Below are 16,869 nucleotides of genomic sequence, written 5' to 3'. Positions count from 1 at the left end.
GCCTTTAAGCATAAGGATCGTCGGAAACCGTATAAGGGTCTTTTGGCCCGGACGGTTTCGGTTTCGCCGCGGCATCCAGTTTCGGCGCATCCGGGGCAAGCTTGCGCATGGAATCCTGTTGTTCCTGTGCTGTGACCCGGATAATTTCGCAGAAATCATTTTTCAACTTGTTGAACATTTCAACAAAATCAAGCGCGACATCGGTTTCACTTTGACCGTCAGGGATGTGGCGGATTGTGAAATCCATATCTGTTGCCTCTACATTGAGTGCGACGTAATCGGCGAGGGCGGATGCCGTGCGGTAACCATAGAACTGCCCGCCGGATGCATCGTAAATATCATGGGCATCCATTTCAACATTGTTCCATAAATCAGCGTAAAGTCCGGCGAAATGCGGTGCCAGAGCGCGGGCGAAATCTTTTTCCAGCTGTGTATAATCGGCATTGCCGCCGAATTCGGACAAATGCCCACACATCAGGCGTTCCAGAGATTTTTTTACCACATCCGTGCCGGCCTTGTCGAAGGCTTGTGCATAAAGATCGACGGTCATATCCATGTCCTTTTCTGTCGACTCATTCATAAGAATATCAGGAAAACCATAACATAAACCGCGCCGGAATGCGAATCCGGCGCTTGCTGTTGACAACGGGTTTTAGCTGATGACGGTCAGGCTGGGTTTACCGGCTTTGCGCTGTTTTGGCAGGGTTGGTTCTTGTCCCGCTTTGCTGTGAAACGCGATATAGGCATCCTCCGCCGTGCTGCGCAGAATATCGCAGATACCGTGTTTAACGGTTTCGGCAATATTTGCGATGGCGCGGACGCTGTCCTCAATATGGTCGTTTTCATCTTCGTTTTCGAAAACGCATTGAAATTCATCCGTCAGCGGTGTCATCGGCGCATCGCGTGCCACCAGAACCATGGCAAAAAATTCCTGCCCCGGCTCTTCGGCCTCATAGGCAAGGACGGCAGTGGTTGTGCTGTCGCGCATATATTCCGCCAAACCCATCGCGTTTTTACAGCTTTCATCTTTTCCGGTTTTTGCATCCGCGGGGTCATAATCACCCAGATCAAGCATCTCCCATAATTCGACCCATGCGGCTTCAAAATGGTTCAGATACGCATCAAGTACCTGTGCCAGCGGGTCGTAGCGATCCGTTGTCGCCGTGTATTCGAACATATTATGCTTCCGGAAGCGCTTAAAAGCGGTTTCGCGGATCGTATGGCCTATTTTTTCATGCGCGTTATAAAATGCGTCTTTTTTCATGTTTTTCTCCAACCACAGCCTTTAACATATACTACAGGCAAAAGGTAAAGATAGTATAAATTCCTTGCAAAATGGCGGCGTATCGCGCATGAAGAAAAGCATAAGGAAAGAGATGTATAGCCATGCAAGTCGATCTGACAAAAGGACGTATTCAAGGACATTTGATTCGTATGACAATTCCGATGATTTTGGGGTTGCTGGCGGTCATTATGATGAATGTGGTGGATACTTTCTTTGTCGGACAGCTGGGAACGACGCATCTGGCGGCAATCAGCTTTATTTTTCCTGTTGTCATGATACGGAACGCATTGGCTTTCGGGATTGGTGTCGGCGTATCATCCGTCGTGGCACGGGCGCTTGGCAGCCGCAATACCGAGAAAGTGAAGGCTTATACGACGCAGGCGCTGATTTTGGCGCTGATGATTTCCGTTACCTTTGCCGTGACCGGTTACACATTGATGGATCCGATTTTCACCATGCTGGGGGCGGAAAAGGAACTGCTGCCCTATATTCGCGATTATATGGGGATCTGGTATTTCGGCTGTTTTCTTGTTGTTGTACCGATGGTCGGCAATGCCTCGATCCGCGCGATGGGTAACACAAAATTTCCCGGTTATATCATGGTGTTGATCGCTGTTGTGAATATGGTTCTTGACCCTATCTTTATTTTTGGTCTGTTTGGCTTTCCGCGACTGGAAATGCAGGGGGCAGCTTTGGCAACGGTGATATCCTATTCCGTGGCTTTTTGCGTCTCGCTTTACGTGCTGGCGCAGCGCATGCGGATTATCAATCTGGAAAGCTGCTTCAGGCGCGTTTGGGAAAGCTGGAAAGCCATTCTGCATGTCGGTATTCCGGCATTGGGAACAAATCTGATGAGTCCCTTATCCATGGCGCTGACGACCTGGCTGGTGGCGCGTTACGGGACGGAAGCGGTGGCCGGATACGGTGTGGCAACGCGGCTGGAGGCGATGTGTCTGATTGTGCTTTATGCGATGTCCTCGGTCACCGGACCGATTGTCGGGCAGAACTGGGGTGCGGGGCGTAAAGACCGTGTCGGGCATGTGGTGTATCGCGGTGCGCGGTTTTCCATGATCTGGGGATTGTCGGTTGCGGTTTTCCTGTGGGCGGCGGCATTGCCTTTAATCCGGCTGTTTGATGACAATCCGGCGGCGATTGACTCTGCCTTCTGGTATCTGATGATTGTGCCTTTTACTTACAGCTTTTTAGGGGTTGCAATGATCTCGGGGAGTATGATGAACGGGATTGGTTCACCAAAAGCGTCACTGTTTTTAACCTTTTCGCGTCTTTTGTTGTTGTATCTGCCGCCGGCTCTGCTATTGTCGCATTTCCTCGGCTTGAAAGGACTTTATGTGGCGACTGCGCTCGCCAACATATCGGTTGGCATCGGCGGTTATATCTGGTGCCAGTATAAGTGCCGCCCGAAAGACGGCGAACAGCGCAGAAATGGAAAAACTCAGCATCTGGCGGTTTGATAAAAAAAATGACAAAAGAAACTTTGCGGAATATTGCGATTATCGCGCATGTCGATCACGGCAAAACAACCCTGATTGACGAAATCCTGAAACAAAGCGGTATGTTCCACGAACATAAGCAGACCGTTGAACGCATGATGGACAGCAATGATCTTGAGCGCGAGCGCGGTATTACCATTCTGGCCAAATGTACCTCTGTGCAGTGGGACGGGACACGCGTCAATATTATTGACACGCCCGGTCACGCCGATTTCGGCGGCGAGGTGGAGCGCGTGCTGGGACTGGCCGATGGCGTTATTCTGCTGGTCGATGCGGCGGAAGGTGTGATGCCGCAGACGAAATTCGTTCTGGGCAAGGCTTTGGCGCAGGGCTTGCGCCCGATTGTCGTGGTCAACAAGATCGACCGCCCCGACAGACGCCCCTCTGAAGTGCTGGACGAGGTTTTTGACCTGTTCGTGGCGCTGGATGCGAATGACAAACAGCTTGATTTCCCGATCCTGTATGCTGCCGGACGTGACGGCTGGGCCGCGCGTGAACTGGAAGACCCGCATGAAAGCCTTGCGCCGCTGATGGAAACCGTTATTTCCCATGTACCGCCGCCGCAGGTTGATCTGGATAAGCCTTTTGCGATGCTGGCGACTTTGCTGGATTCCGACCCGTATCTGGGACGCTGCCTGACAGGCCGCGTGGAAAGCGGTAAGGCACGCATCAATTCACCGGTGAAAGTCATTAATCTTGAAAATAAAACCATCGAAACAGGCCGTTTGACGAAACTGCTGAAATTCGAAGGCACGAACCGCGTTCCCGTTGAAACGGTCGAGGCGGGGGATATTATCTGTATCGCAGGGCTGGTCGAAGCCTCGGTTGCCGATACGATCTGTGATGCTGCCTGTAATGAAGCATTGCGGGCAACGCCGGTTGACCCGCCGACCATGGCGGTGACGATTTCGGTCAATACCTCGCCGCTGGCGGGAACCGAAGGCAAGAAAGTCACTTCGACGCTGCTGCGCTCACGGCTGAAAGCCGAGGCGGAGACCAATGTCGCCATTACCTTTAAGGAAAGCGGCGACCGTGACTCTTTTGAAGTCGGCGGCCGCGGTGAATTGCAGCTGGGCGTTTTGATTGAAACCATGCGTCGCGAAGGCTTTGAATTATCCGTATCGCGCCCGCGTGTGCTGTATCAGGAAGATGAAAACGGCAAACGTCTGGAGCCGATGGAAGAAGTCATCATTGATGTGGATGATGAATATGCCGGTACGGTGATTGATAAAATGACGGCACGTAAGGCACAGATGCAGGATATGCGTCCATCGGGCGGCGGAAAGACACGGGTTGTGTTCCATGCACCGTCACGCGGCTTGATCGGCTATCAGAGCCAGTTTCTGACCGATACGCGCGGCACGGGGGTGATGAACCGCTTGTTCCACAGCTATGTTCCTTATGCGGGTGATATTCCGCAGCGCCGTAACGGTGCGCTGATTGCGACGGAAGGCGGGAAAGCGGTGGCCTATGCGATCTTTAACCTGCAGGAGCGCGGCATCATGTTTATCGATCCGCAAACCCAGATTTATCAGGGCATGGTGGTTGGTGAGCATAACCGCGACAATGATCTTGAAATCAACCTGCTGAAGGGGAAGAAGCTGACGAATATGCGCGCCTCCGGCTCTGACGAGGCTGTGGTGCTTGTACCGCCGCGCCGTATGAGCCTTGAGGAAATGATGTCCTATATCAATGATGATGAATTGGTTGAAGTGACACCGAAATCGCTGCGTCTGCGCAAGAAATTCCTGTGCCCGCATGAGCGCAAAAAGGCGGGCCGTACCGCCGAAACGGCTTAAGCAGGCGACATCTGCGAAATAAAGATTGCTTTTTATGTTTAATATTTATTAGACTGATTTATCTTGAGCTGATTATGAGGAGGCGCGCGTGAAAGATCACCGCCGGGAAAGCGCGGATAACAGCCGCGACAAATATGTCATCATCTTTTTTCACGGTTACGGCAGCGGCGGCGCACAGATGCTGGACCATGTCGGCAATAAACTGATGCCGCAGGCTCCCGGTGCCGTGCTGCGCTGTCCCGAAGGGCCGGAAAAACTGGCGGAATTTGACGGCGCGAGTTATCACAGCTGGTTCGATATTCAGGATATTCTCGATGCGCCTTCGGTTGATGCGGTTGCGCCGCGCGCGGCGGCTGCGGCGGAAGAGGTCAATAAATATATCGACGAGGTTCTCAAAGAAGAAGGCATTGATGAAAGCCGCCTGATTATCGCAGGCTTCTCACAAGGTGCGACCATGGCTTTTTACGCGGCATTGATGCGCGACAAGCCCGTGGCGGGTGTTTACAGCCTGTCGGGCGGTGCATTGCGCCAGATTGACGAGATTAAATCAAAACCGCCTGTGGCGCTGCTGGCGGGCGAGTATGAGCAGGGGGATTACTCCGGCATGCCGCAAGCCAAGGACACGCATGAATATCTCGACAGGCTCGGCTTCCGCACCGATTTTGCCATGCTGCACGGGCAGGGGCATGATATTTCCGATAAAGCCGTCGAATTACTGGCCAATCTGGCGGAAATTCTGATCCCCGCAAAAGCGCCCGCCAATGACGCGGCAAAGCCGAAACCGCCAGTCAGAAAACCGCCGCAGCGTTTCAATCCTTAAAAGAAAAACGGCTCCGGATTGCTCCAGAGCCGCTTTTTGGTGTTCACGTTCTTTCTTTATTTTGCGTCTTTCGGCAGGGGAGAGAGTCCGTTAGAAAGACATAAAGAAACCGCCGTTCACACCCAAATTTGTGCCGGAAATATAGCTGGCGCGTTCTTCACACAGCATGGACACGGCGAAAGCAACTTCCTCCGGTTCCGCCATGCGGCCGATGGGAATATGGGCCACAATCTGGTCCAGAATTTCCTGCGGCATGACTTTCGTCATTTCCGTCGCGACATAACCCGGCGATACGGTATTCACCGTAATATTTTTGCGCGCAACCTCCTGCGCAAGCGCCATGGTAAAGCCGTGAACGCCGGCCTTGGCTGCGGAATAGTTGGTTTGTCCGAATTGTCCCTTTTGCCCGTTAACCGAGGAGATATTGACGATGCGACCGAAGTTTTTGTCGTCCATATCTTCGATAAACTGGCGGGTGACGTTGAACAGACCGTTGAGGTCGATATCAATGACCTCGTTCCACATTTCTTCCGTCATTCTTTTAAAGGTTTTATCCCGCGTAACGCCGGCGCAATTGACCAATGTGTCAATATGCCCGATTTCGCTTTTGACCTTTGCCGCCATGTCTTCACATGACTTGTAGGAAGCAACATCGCCTGCAGCGATAAAGACGTCTTTTGCGCCGTTATCTTTTTGTTTGGCAAGCCATTTTTCCGCTTCTTCCTGCAAAAAAGGCGGGTAATTGGCGACAACACGATAGCCGTTTTTGAGGAAATCCTCGCAAAGTGCTGATCCGATGCCGCCAATTCCACCCGTAATTAACGCTGTTCTTTGTGTCATTTTATTTTCTTTTATTCGTTATTTAACACTTATTATAACGCTATTTTCTATAACAGCGCCGTCGCAATTTAAGCTGATTTTTTTGCAGCCGTTGCGTTCAGGTCACCTGCAGCTTTGCAAGATTTTTCGTACAGGTCGCTGTAAGCTTTGCGTGCTTCGCCCAGAATGTCTGCGCAAGAGCGGTAGCTTTTCAGGACTTGCTTGCTGCATTCCTGCGAGGCTGCCGTCTGGTTTGCGATTACTTCCTGAACGTCTTTGGCTTTGCTGAATGTGTCAGCGTTTTTCGCTGTCAGTTCAACAATGTTGTTCGCCAGATCAGACTGTTCTTTGATCAGTTTTTCGCTGAGCGCGAGGTTGAGTTCAGCCAGTTTTTTCGCAGCTTCGAAGGTTTGCTGGTTCCAGTCTGCCCATGCTTCAAATACGTCTTTAGGTGTTGTCATCGTATTGACTCCTTGGTTATAGGTTAGTGATTCGTTTAAATATGCAATGTTGCACCGCAACAATTGCTGCACTGCAACATTAACAATAAAACGGCGTTAATGTCAAGCATTATCGCCGTTTTATTTAAAAAAATATTGCACTGCACCAAATGGCGCGGACCGCCTATTGATCGGTGTTTTCGTCCGTTTCCGGCACGCGGTAGGGAAAGCCTTTGGTTTTGAAGAAGTTGTCCTGCATCTCCTTCCAGAATTCAAGATTCTGCTGGGTCATTTTGGTAAAGGCGGACATCGGATGCGCGCCCATGAACTGACCAACCTGTTCCTGCCAGTTTTTATGCTGTTCGCTGAAAATCTGCAAATTGCGATCCATATAATCGGAGAACATGTTACGGGTTGATCCGTCATAAAAGCGGATCATCTTCATCAGCATATCGGTGGTGAAAACGGTATGTTCGCTGTTTTCCTGTTCCGTGATGATCTGGATCAGGATATTGCGGGTGATGTCTTCCTCGGTATTGGTGTCCACGACTTTGAACGGTGTACCAAGACGGATAATCTCGCGCACATCCGACAGCGTGATATACTGGCTGGTCGCCGTATCGTAAAGACGGCGGTTCGGATATTTTTTGATAATCCGGATATTTTCGTCTTTTGCGCTTTTTGCGGTTTTGTCGTCTTTCTTACCGGCTTTTGTCGTTTTGCTTGCCACGGTTTTATCCCCCTGTCGTTATCCGTTATTCCATGTAATGGCCGCCATTCGCTGTGATATTGGCTCCGGTGATAAAGCTTGCGCCTTCCGAAACCAGAAATCCGACGATATGGGCGATTTCCTCCGGCTTGCCGAAGCGGCCGAGAGGGATTTGCGCAATAATGCTGTTGCGGACCTCCTCGGGAACGGCCATCACCATTTCGGTGGCAATATAGCCCGGAGAAATCGTATTGACGGTAATGCCCTTGCGCGCAACTTCCTGCGCCAGCGCTTTTGTAAAGCCGTGCATGCCGGCCTTAGCGGCGGAGTAGTTGGACTGACCGAACTGGCCTTTCTGGCCGTTGATCGAAGAGATATTGATAATGCGGCCATACCCTTTTTCCAGCATCGTATCGATAATCGGGCGTGTGACGTTGAAAACGCTGTCCAGATCGCAGCTGATGACATCGCGCCATTGGTCATGGGTCATTTTGCGGAAAGTGGAATCGCGCGTGATGCCGGCATTATTTACCAGCACGGCAACGGGGCCGAGATCATTTGTGATATCATCCACCAGTTTTTTGCAGTCATCGAAATCCGCGACATCGCATTGATAGATCGCAACGTCACAGCCTTTATCCTGCATGGATTTTTGCCATGCTTTGGCTTTGGCTTCATTGCGGTAGGTTGTCGCGACTTTATAGCCGTGAGCGGCCAGTGTTTCACAGATAGCGGTTCCGATGCCGCCGGTGCCGCCGGTGACAAGGGCGACCTGATTTGCTGCGTCCGCCTTTGGGTTATCTGAATTTTGTTCCAACGCTTGTCCCATTTCGTTGTTACTCCCCGGTGGTAATTAAAATAAATAAAAAATTCCGTCTTCTTCGGAAAAGGACATATGCCCGTTTCCCTGTCAAGCAGTATTTAGCAATTTTCAGGAAAAAAAAGCAAGTGAAAATAAAAATGCTTACCCGCTGCGAAGTTACGGAATCCGCGGGTAAATAAAGATGTTGCAGCGCACAAGAATATAGTGTAGGAACAATAGCACATAGTATTTGAATGCTTTACCAAGGGGTAGCTTTATGACAGCGGAAAATATCTTTACCAATAATGAATGGTTTGAGGCGCAAAGGAAATTCTGGGACGGCTGGATGAAAGTCGCCAGCGAAGGTGCCGCAAAACCCGAATCAGCCGCAGGTACCGGCACGAATGATGATGCCTTATGGCAGCAATTCTACCCCTGGACGAGCTTTCCGCAACAAAATACCCCGCCTGCTGCGCAGGATATTCTGCAAAAAATGCTCGCCGCGCAGGAACAGTATTTCAACATGATCCAGCATTTCTCCGGCGCATCCGCCGATGGTATGAATCTGTCGAAACTGGCGACGGACTGGGTCAATTACATGAGCAGCAGCTATAATAATGCACAACAGCACTCTGTTGGCAGCCACGGCGCATTGTGGGATTTATTTCAAGATACATGGGCGCGGACGGCATCTTCCCTGTCGCCGTTTCCGGGTGATTTCTTCCGCGGTGTACGCCCTGAAGGGGTCACGCGCGGTCCGGGCGATATCCACGGACATCTTAGCCAGTTTCTGGCAACGCCGTCCGTTGGTTACAGCCGCGAGACGCAAGGCCAGTATCAGAAGCTTTCAAGCCTGTGGCTGGATTATCAGCAAAGCATGTATGCCTATGGTGCAGAGATTGCAAAGGTCAATCAGGAAGCGCTGAAACTGTTCCAGAAGAAAGTCACGGAACTCTCCCAGATCGGCACGGTCAAAGACGGTGCGGATGCGGTAAAGAAAACCGCGAAAAAGGCTTTGACCAGTGTGAAAGACATCTATGACCTGTGGGTCGATGCCTGCGAAGAGGTTTATGCCGAATTCGCGATGTCGGATGAATACACCACGTTGTACGGTAATCTGGTCAATGCGCTGATGGCGCTGAAAAAACAGATGGCGGTTGTGTCGGATGAAGTGTTCGAGGCGATGAATATGCCGACACATAAAGAAGTCAATACATTGCACCAGCGTGTCCATGAGGCGCGCCGCGAGCATCGCCGCATGCAGGACAAGCTGGAAGATCTGGAAGACCTGCGCAGCGAACTGGGGGCTTTGAAAGAACTGAAAGCCGCTGTGAAAGAGGTAGACGCTCTGCGCAAGGAAGTCGGCGCATTGAAAAACGAAATCAAGGCGCTGAAAACGCCTGTCAAAACAGACACGACTGGGAAAAAGGGGAAATAAGCCATGATGTCATCGCAATTCCGTCCCGAACAGATCGCGGATGAAATTATCCGCTTTAACAGCAAACTTGCTGTCGGGCTTAAAAATCTGATGGATCTTGAAGAAATTCCGACGGGTGTGACCGAAAAAGAAGCGGTCTATGCCGAAGATAAGCTGATCCTTTATCACTTCAAGCCGCATGTAAAGGCGAAGAAGGTTAACAAGACACCGGTTCTGATTGTCTATGCGCTGGTCAACCGTCCGTACATGACAGATTTGAACGAAAAAATCTCTTTCGTGCGCGGTTTGATCGAAAGCGGACAGGAAGTCTATCTGATTGACTGGGGTTATCCCGACCGTGCCGATAAATTCACGACGATGGATGATTACATCAACGGTTATATTGACCGCTGCGTTAATACGCTGCGCCGTCGCCATAAAGTAGACAATGTCAATATTCTCGGCATCTGTCAGGGCGGGGCATTCAGCCTTTGCTACGCATCGCTGCATCCTGAAAAGGTCAAGAACCTGATTACGATGGTTACACCGGTTGATTATCACACCAAGGAAAACATGCTGAGCAAATGGATTCAGAAAGTTGATGTCGATCTGCTTGTCGATACGCTGGGTAATATTCCGGGTGATTATCTGAACTGGACCTTTCTGACGCTGAAACCCTACCGTTTGATGGCGCAGAAATATGTCGATATGGTCAACATCCTTGATAATCCGCAATATCTGAACAATTTCATGCGGATGGAAAAATGGATTTATGACAGCCCCGATCAGGCAGGCGAAGCTTATCGCCAGTTTATCAAAGATTTTTACCAGCAGAACCTGCTGATTAAAGGCAAGGTTGAAATCGGCGGGAAGACGGTTGATCTGAAAAACGTCAAAATGCCGGTTCTGAACATCTTTGCCGAGGACGACCATCTGGTACCGCCCAGCGCGTCGAAACCGCTTGGCAAATATGTCGGCACCAAAGATTATACCGAGCTGTCCTTCAAAGGCGGTCATATCGGTATTTATGTCAGCAGCGCCGCACGCAGTCTTGTTCCGCCTTCGGTCGGTGACTGGCTGAATAAGCGCGCCTGATTTTGGATTTTACGACTTTCTCATGCAGCAAGCCGCGCCGTTAAAAGCGCGGCTTGCGATTTTCTGCCGTCTCGCGTAGCATGAAAGGTAAGAAGCGGTATGACGGGAGACAAGCCGTGCGACAGAAGAATTCCATGAAATTGAAGACCGTTGTTACGGGTATCTGCCTGATGCTGGCAGGCTGTGCTGTAGATCAAGCGCCGCCGCCCGCATTGACGGCAGAAGTGCAGCCTGCCGCGCCGAAAACATCCATGCAGGCTTTGCGTGACTGGGCGCCTGCCGCCGGATTGCAGACCGAAGAACTGTTCGCAGAAGCGGGAGGCAGTAAGAGCGCACGCTTGAAGAGACTGGAAGAAGCGGCGCAGCAAAACCGTACAGATGCTGATACTTTGGCGCTGGCGGTGACCAATTTGTCGGGCGGGCAGCATGATCTGCGCAGTCGCGTTGAACATCTGGAAAAACTGACAAGCGGGCTGGAGGCGCAGCAACAGGCCGAACAGGCTGCGGCGGCAGAGGCGGCAAAATATGCCGCGCTGGTGTCCGCTTTCAATATTCAGGAACGTCCGGCATCTACGCAGATTGTTCTGGATTTGACGGGTAAGAGCAATGCTGCGGCGGAATTGTCAAAAGACGGAAAAATGCTGAATATCAAACTGCCGGCGACCGGCTGGACCGCGCCGCGCGACTGGGCACCGGAATTCTCACCCTTGATTGCGTCTTATAAGGCTTTATCTGCGGGAGACGGGCAGGCTGTGAATGTAGCACTGAATTTTCCGGCGAAAATTCTAAAGCAGGAATTGTTGCCGCCATCGGACGGGTCGGGCTGGAGATTTTTAGTTAATTTACAAAGCGCTAAAGTGCATTTCTTAAAAATGAAATAAGCTTGCCCGCATGTCTTAAGGGTGCATCGCCGCTGTGATGCGGGTGGTGTAATGGTGACGGTTTTCTTGGAAACTTGGTGGGTAGGACGCGCCGGGGAACGGATCAACGGGTTTGATAAGCTCTGTGACATGTTCAGGCCGTGCTTTGCGCTTGAGTGCATTGGTCAGGGCATAAATCGCCATTTTTGAGAATTCATTCTGTTTGTCTTCATAGGTGACGTAATGCGGTAGCTCGTGATGGCTGCGCAGCAGCATCCAGCGCGGATAGAATGTTTTGATCTTTTCCTGCGACCAGTTGCCGTTCTTTTCACGTTTCCATTCATGCATATCTGCCGGAACGGGGGCGCTGACATGCAGGCTGGTTTTTGAAAGCGGTTTGACCTTCAGCTTTTTGGCGTGGAAATTGAAAATTTTTGTCAGCGGTTTGGTAAAGGTCAGGACGTCCTTGCCGCGGATGATATGGTCGTTATCCGCCGCCAGATACAGTGTTGTAAAACGGTCGGTTTCCTTTTTCGGCTGCGAAATGCTGCCCGCACTGATCAACACAACCTCATGCAGCAGTTCTTTAGCGGCTTTTTCGTCATAGCCGATCGCCGTCATGCCCTGTAGTGTTGCGTTATAGACTTCCTGCACAAAGGCGCTGCCCGAGCTGTAGCCGAACAGAGTCAGGTTTTTCAGATTGGCTTTCACCTGTTCCGCGGGCAGGGGGGTGCCGCCGGTGATGCGGAATTTTTTATCACAGCTGACATCTTTGCCCAGCAACGGCATCAAAATATGTGCGGCGGCTTTGCGCGCGCCTTTGGAGGCAAAGCTTTGCGGGCGCAAATGATAGGCGACGACATTAAACATGTCTTTTAAGCCTTTGTATGACCATGAAAAAATATTGACAGGTTTTTCCGTGCGGCCTTCCATGCCAAGCATTTCTTCGATGCGTTTGATTGCGCCGGCGATATGGCGTTTATGCCGGTTGATGGTGGTGCAGCCGGAGAAGAACACGACACTCGGGGAATTGATGCGCAGGCTGTCCAGCGCGATTTCGGAAAGATCGCTTTGTCGTGTGTTGGGATTATATTGCCGTTGCCACAATTTGGCCATGGGAGACTCGCTCAAAATCACTCTAATATTTGCGATATGAGTTATACATATTTTGAACGGAAAGGCAAGCCGGATTTGTACGGGTGTTATCCACATCCGGTGAGAATAATCAGGATTTGCGGATCAGCTTGCTAAGCGTTCCGGCGCTGCGGCTGCCGGGGAAAATAACATTTTCGATGGTGGAAAGCGGGATGCCGAGATGGTCACGCAAAACGGATTTGAACAAGGCGCGCATATCGGTGGTCGGCATCAGGTCGCGGTTTTGGTAAAGGCTGTTTTTATCCAGCCCTTTCCAGTCGGCGTAAATCTGCCCGCCATTGACCGCACCGCCCATCAGGAAAGCGGCGCTTGCCGTGCCGTGATCGGTGCCGCCGGTGCCGTTTTCATGCACCGTCCGCCCGAATTCCGTTACGACCAGTACGGCGGTTTTATCCCATATCGGCGCAAGATTTTTTGTAAAGGCTTCAACGCCTTGCGCAAAACCTTTCAGGTTATTGGCAAGGCTGCCGCCGGATGTGCCCTGCCGCGCATGGCTGTCCCAGCCGCCGACATCCACCGTGGCAATCCGTGCGCCGTTTTTATCCTGCAACAGTTTTGACGCAGCGGCGGCAAGCACACCTGCCGCATTGCCGCGATTGATGTTTTTCATGCGTTGCTTTTGCTCGCCGGAAAGTGCTTCATCGGCAATTTCGTGGATAGCGAGGCCTTGTGCCAGCGCATTGTGGAACAGTGCATCATTATCATAGATGCGTTCCAGCTGATCCAGCAGCGCGGAATCCGGCATTTTGCTGCGCGAGGGCGCCCATGATGCCACGGGTTGTTTGCCGTAAAGGATCAGCGGTACATTTTGGCCGATGGCAAGACCTTTAACGCGGTCGGCGCGCTCATCGGGAAAGCTGGCCAGTGTGCGGTTCAGCCAGCCGCTATCTGCGCCGTTCGGGCGGTCAGTGCCGTTTTCCAGCAAATTCTGCCCGTCAAAATGTGATCTTTCGCGATAGGGGCTGGCAATGCCGTGAAAGACTGTGAGCTCCTTCTTTTTGTACAGCGCATGCAGTGGTGCAAGTGCGGGATGCAGGGCGAAAAAACCGTCCAGCGGCAGGCCGTCCGTCAAGGCCAGTTTACCGCGTGCGGCGGCATAATCTTTATCACCCAGCGGCGGCACGGCGGCAAGCCCGTCCATTCCGCCGCGCAACAATACGACAATCAGCCGCTTATCCGTTGGCAGTGCGGCGGTTGCCAAGCCGGGGAAGGCAGTCAGTGTCGCGGCACCGGCAAGTCCGGTTGCGGCAGTGTACAGAAATTTACGGCGGTCCATGATGGTCATCGCTTATCTCCTCTGGAATTCCGGGCTGGCGAGAAGCAATGTCAGCGCATCATTTTTGCTGGGTGCGCGGGTGATCGCGAAACGGGTTTCGGGGGAAGCGGCCTCGCCGAGTAAAAGCGCCATCAGTGTCTCGATATCCGTACCGCGCTGCATTTTGGCGGCGACAAGGCGGCACCAGTCTATGCGGCGGATCATTGCCTCGGGGCTGATCCAGTGTTCCGCGCGCTCCGGCCATCCGGCAGGCGAGGGCGCGGAAAAGGGGACATGTCCCAGATGTTTCAATGTTGCGGCAATCAGCGCCGGTTTTAGTTTCACATCGCCGCCAAAGCCGCGCATTGTGGCGATGACCAGCTCATGCGGGGTTTTGACTTTGGATGCGGGCAGCTTCCATGCATCGGGCAGGGCGATCAGCGCTTTGGTCAGGGCGGTCAAATCGCCGCCGCTGCGCTTATAGGCGCTTTCCAGTTTTTTGACGGCACTGTCCGGCGGGTTATCGCTGATAAAATGCTGCGCCATTTTGCGGGCAAGAAAACGCGCCGTGGAAGGGTGGGCGCAAATATCCAAAACGGCCTGCCGTACTTCGTTTTCGCCGCTTTCCGGATAGGTTTTGCCCAGCAGGGTTTTTGATCCCGGCTCATGCATCAGTTTAACGAAATGAAATGCGCCGACATCTTTGCCTTGCAGGCCTTTCATGATATTGACCGTCCAGCCTGTCAGCATTTTGGCCATTTCCTGCACGTCCTGCTGGCTATAGCCGCCGTCAACGCCCAGCGTGTGCAGTTCCAGCAATTCACGGGCAAGATTTTCGTTCAGGCCCTTCTTTCCGCGCTTTCCGGCGGGAGAATGCGGGCCGATGGAGCGGACATTATCCAGATAAAGCAGCATGGCCGGATGGCGCAGCACCGCAAAGACGAGGCCGGAAAATTTTCCGAAAATATGCGGGCGGATGGCTTCACGTTCATAGGCGCCGACCAGCCCGATGACTTCTTTGCGCGTGGTGGAAACGGTGAAATGATTGCTCCAGAAATGGACAAGGCGCTCAATAAACGGTGTCTCCGTTGTTGCGGCATAATTCAGCCGCGTGGTGATCTCGCCCGTTAGATCCGTCACCAGAGTCTTCAGCATCGCTTTGACGGCTTTCTGGCTTTCTTCCGGATCGGCCCCTTTTTTCTTTTTGGCGTCGCGTAGCTGTTTCAATTTCCCCAGTGCGTTTTCTGCGATATAGGCGGTTGTCGGCAAATCCTGAAAAGCGGCGGGGGCGGGATTGAAATTCTGCATCTGCGCCAGCAGCCAGTTTTGCGGGCTGGCGCCGATGCGGGCGGCATCGCTTTCATTCGGCCCGAGGCCGAAGCGGTGCATGGCGATATAGGCGCTGTTTGAGATCATTTTTCCGTCCGCATTTTGTTCCGTTAAGAGTTATACGTCCGCGAACGTCAGAATCCTGCGAAAAAAAATCCCTGTTTGCCGTTTTTACTTTTCCGGAGCGGCAAAATTCTTCGGCAGATCAAGCCAGCAATGGTAATAATCCTTCTGCAGGGTATTCATCGACATGGCATGATGAGTCGGTGCCATAATGAAGCGGCTTTCGAACATGAAGGCCAATGTGTCCGCCATATAATCCGGTTTCAGCTCAACTTCGCTGGCGGCTTTGAAGGCATTGGCATCGGGGCCGTGCGCGGACATGCAGTTATGCAGGCTGGCGCCGCCGGGAAGGAAGCCTTTATTGTCTTTGCCGCCCTTGGCGTCATATTCGCCTTTGATCAGTCCCATAAATTCGCTCATCACATTGCGGTGATAATAGGGCGGACGGAAAGTGTGATCCGCAACATTCCAGCGCTGCGGGAAGATCACGAAATCAATATTGGCAAGACCGCGGCGTTCGGAGGGCGAGGTCAGCACTGTGAAAATCGACGGATCGCAATGGTCGTAACTGACCGTGTTAATGGCCATAAATTTTGACAGATCATATTTGTAAGGTGCGTAATTGCCGTGCCATGCTACGACATCCAGCGGGGAATGACGCGTATAGGCGCTCCACAGATTGCCGCCGAATTTTGTGATCAACTCAAATTCGCCTTCGATATCTTCATAGGCGGCAACGGGGGTTTCAAAATCGCGGGGATTGGCCAGACCGTTTGCACCGATCGGCCCCAGATCGGGCAGAATAAAGGGCGCGCCGTAATTCTCGCAGATATAGCCGCGTGAGGTTTTATCGGGCAGATCAACGGTGAATTTGATGCCGCGCGGAATGACGGCAAGCTCACCCGTTTCAATACCCAAAACGCCCATTTCCGTGCGCAGGGTCAAGCCGCCTTCCTGCGGCAGGACCAGCATCTCACCGTCGGAATTGTAGAAATAGCGCTTTTTCATCGGGCGGTTGGCGATATAGATATGTGCCGCAAGTCCGGCCCATGAGAAACTGTCGCCGCCGCCTGCCATGGTGATGATGCCGTCGATAAAATCGGTGCCGACCGTCGGGATTTTCGCGGGAGACCAGCGCAGCTGGTTCGGTGTGACATCCTCTGTATTAAAAGGGGTGCTGCCCCATGTCATACGGGACGGATCCATCGGTACAAAGGGGCGGTGCATGACGGAGGGACGGATGCGGTACAGCCAGCTGCGTTGGTTTTCTGCGCGCGGCATTGTAAAGGCGCTGCCGCTGAGCTGTTCGGCATAAAGCCCGAAAGGCGGTTTTTGCGGAGAATTCTGTCCTTCGGGCAAAGCGCCTTTTTCAGCCTCTGTCGCAAATTCGTTTCCGAAGCCCGTCATATATTCCAGTGTCATGAATCTCTCTCCCGCATAAGAAATGAATAAGCAAAATTATAAGCATTTGCCGTAGCAAGTAAAGCGGGGAGGCTGAGGCCTCGCGGAT

General features: G+C 52.2%; 16 protein-coding genes. 6 read left to right on the top strand and 10 right to left on the bottom strand.

Annotated features, from left to right (window positions below):
• Positions 1-4 precede the first annotated feature (4 nt).
• Positions 5-550, bottom strand: coding sequence for a hypothetical protein (locus HND56_07695; GenBank protein QKK05575.1), 546 nt, complete (start codon positions 548-550; stop codon positions 5-7).
• Between the two features lie 102 nt (positions 551-652).
• Complete coding sequence (locus HND56_07690) at positions 653-1,177, bottom strand: hypothetical protein (protein ID QKK05574.1); 525 nt, start codon at positions 1,175-1,177, stop codon at positions 653-655.
• Between the two features lie 209 nt (positions 1,178-1,386).
• Here HND56_07690 and HND56_07685 point away from each other — a divergent pair, with 209 nt between their 5' ends.
• The 3 genes from HND56_07685 (at position 1,387) to HND56_07675 (ending at position 5,415) form a co-directional block, all read left to right on the top strand.
• Positions 1,387-2,757 carry an MATE family efflux transporter gene (locus HND56_07685; GenBank protein QKK05573.1) on the top strand — a complete coding sequence of 457 codons (1,371 nt, stop codon included), beginning with the start codon at positions 1,387-1,389 and terminating at the stop codon, positions 2,755-2,757.
• Between the two features lie 8 nt (positions 2,758-2,765).
• The gene (gene typA / locus HND56_07680; protein QKK05572.1) at positions 2,766-4,595 is read left to right on the top strand and encodes a translational GTPase TypA; all 1,830 of its coding nucleotides are present in this window, start codon (positions 2,766-2,768) and stop codon (positions 4,593-4,595) included.
• 88 nt (positions 4,596-4,683) lie between these two features.
• Complete coding sequence (locus tag HND56_07675) at positions 4,684-5,415, top strand: hypothetical protein (protein QKK05571.1); 732 nt, start codon at positions 4,684-4,686, stop codon at positions 5,413-5,415.
• 90 nt (positions 5,416-5,505) lie between these two features.
• Here HND56_07675 and phbB (HND56_07670) read toward each other — a convergent pair whose 3' ends face one another.
• From phbB (HND56_07670) to phbB (HND56_07655), 4 genes are all read right to left on the bottom strand, one after another.
• The gene (gene phbB, locus HND56_07670) at positions 5,506-6,255 is read right to left on the bottom strand and encodes an acetoacetyl-CoA reductase (GenBank protein QKK05570.1); all 750 of its coding nucleotides are present in this window, start codon (positions 6,253-6,255) and stop codon (positions 5,506-5,508) included.
• Positions 6,256-6,323: 68 nt separating this feature from the next.
• On the bottom strand, positions 6,324-6,695 hold the full coding sequence (locus HND56_07665) for a phasin family protein (GenBank protein QKK05569.1): 372 nt from the start codon (positions 6,693-6,695) through the stop codon (positions 6,324-6,326).
• A 163-nt stretch (positions 6,696-6,858) separates the two neighbouring features.
• Positions 6,859-7,404 (bottom strand): polyhydroxyalkanoate synthesis repressor PhaR, encoded by a 546-nt coding sequence (gene phaR, locus HND56_07660; protein ID QKK05568.1) that lies wholly within the window; start codon positions 7,402-7,404, stop codon positions 6,859-6,861.
• Positions 7,405-7,429: 25 nt separating this feature from the next.
• Entirely contained in the window at positions 7,430-8,212 is a 783-nt protein-coding gene (phbB, locus tag HND56_07655) for an acetoacetyl-CoA reductase (GenBank protein ID QKK05567.1), read from the bottom strand.
• A gap of 250 nt (positions 8,213-8,462) precedes the next feature.
• Between phbB (HND56_07655) and phaE the strand changes: the two genes are divergently transcribed.
• From phaE to HND56_07640, 3 genes are all read left to right on the top strand, one after another.
• On the top strand, positions 8,463-9,623 hold the full coding sequence (gene phaE, locus HND56_07650; protein QKK05566.1) for a class III poly(R)-hydroxyalkanoic acid synthase subunit PhaE: 1,161 nt from the start codon (positions 8,463-8,465) through the stop codon (positions 9,621-9,623).
• A 3-nt stretch (positions 9,624-9,626) separates the two neighbouring features.
• Entirely contained in the window at positions 9,627-10,697 is a 1,071-nt protein-coding gene (gene phaC, locus HND56_07645; GenBank protein QKK05565.1) for a class III poly(R)-hydroxyalkanoic acid synthase subunit PhaC, read from the top strand.
• A gap of 134 nt (positions 10,698-10,831) precedes the next feature.
• Positions 10,832-11,578, top strand: coding sequence for a hypothetical protein (locus HND56_07640; protein ID QKK05564.1), 747 nt, complete (start codon positions 10,832-10,834; stop codon positions 11,576-11,578).
• A gap of 15 nt (positions 11,579-11,593) precedes the next feature.
• On the opposite strand, the gene HND56_07635 is transcribed toward HND56_07640, so the two are convergent.
• From HND56_07635 to HND56_07620, 4 genes are all read right to left on the bottom strand, one after another.
• On the bottom strand, positions 11,594-12,673 hold the full coding sequence (locus HND56_07635) for a hypothetical protein (protein QKK05563.1): 1,080 nt from the start codon (positions 12,671-12,673) through the stop codon (positions 11,594-11,596).
• Between the two features lie 109 nt (positions 12,674-12,782).
• Positions 12,783-13,997: a DUF1501 domain-containing protein gene (locus HND56_07630; protein QKK05562.1), complete on the bottom strand. Its 1,215-nt coding sequence runs from the start codon at positions 13,995-13,997 to the stop codon at positions 12,783-12,785.
• 3 nt (positions 13,998-14,000) lie between these two features.
• Entirely contained in the window at positions 14,001-15,383 is a 1,383-nt protein-coding gene (locus HND56_07625) for a DUF1800 domain-containing protein (GenBank protein QKK05561.1), read from the bottom strand.
• Between the two features lie 84 nt (positions 15,384-15,467).
• Positions 15,468-16,781, bottom strand: coding sequence for a homogentisate 1,2-dioxygenase (locus tag HND56_07620; protein ID QKK05560.1), 1,314 nt, complete (start codon positions 16,779-16,781; stop codon positions 15,468-15,470).
• Positions 16,782-16,869: the final 88 nt, after the last annotated feature.

The sequence above is a fragment of the Pseudomonadota bacterium genome (genome assembly GCA_013285465.1).
GTDB lineage: Bacteria > Pseudomonadota > Alphaproteobacteria > Micavibrionales > CSBR16-224 > CSBR16-224.
Note: the sequence above shows the minus strand (reverse complement) of the source record. Positions and strands in the feature narration are given on the sequence as shown.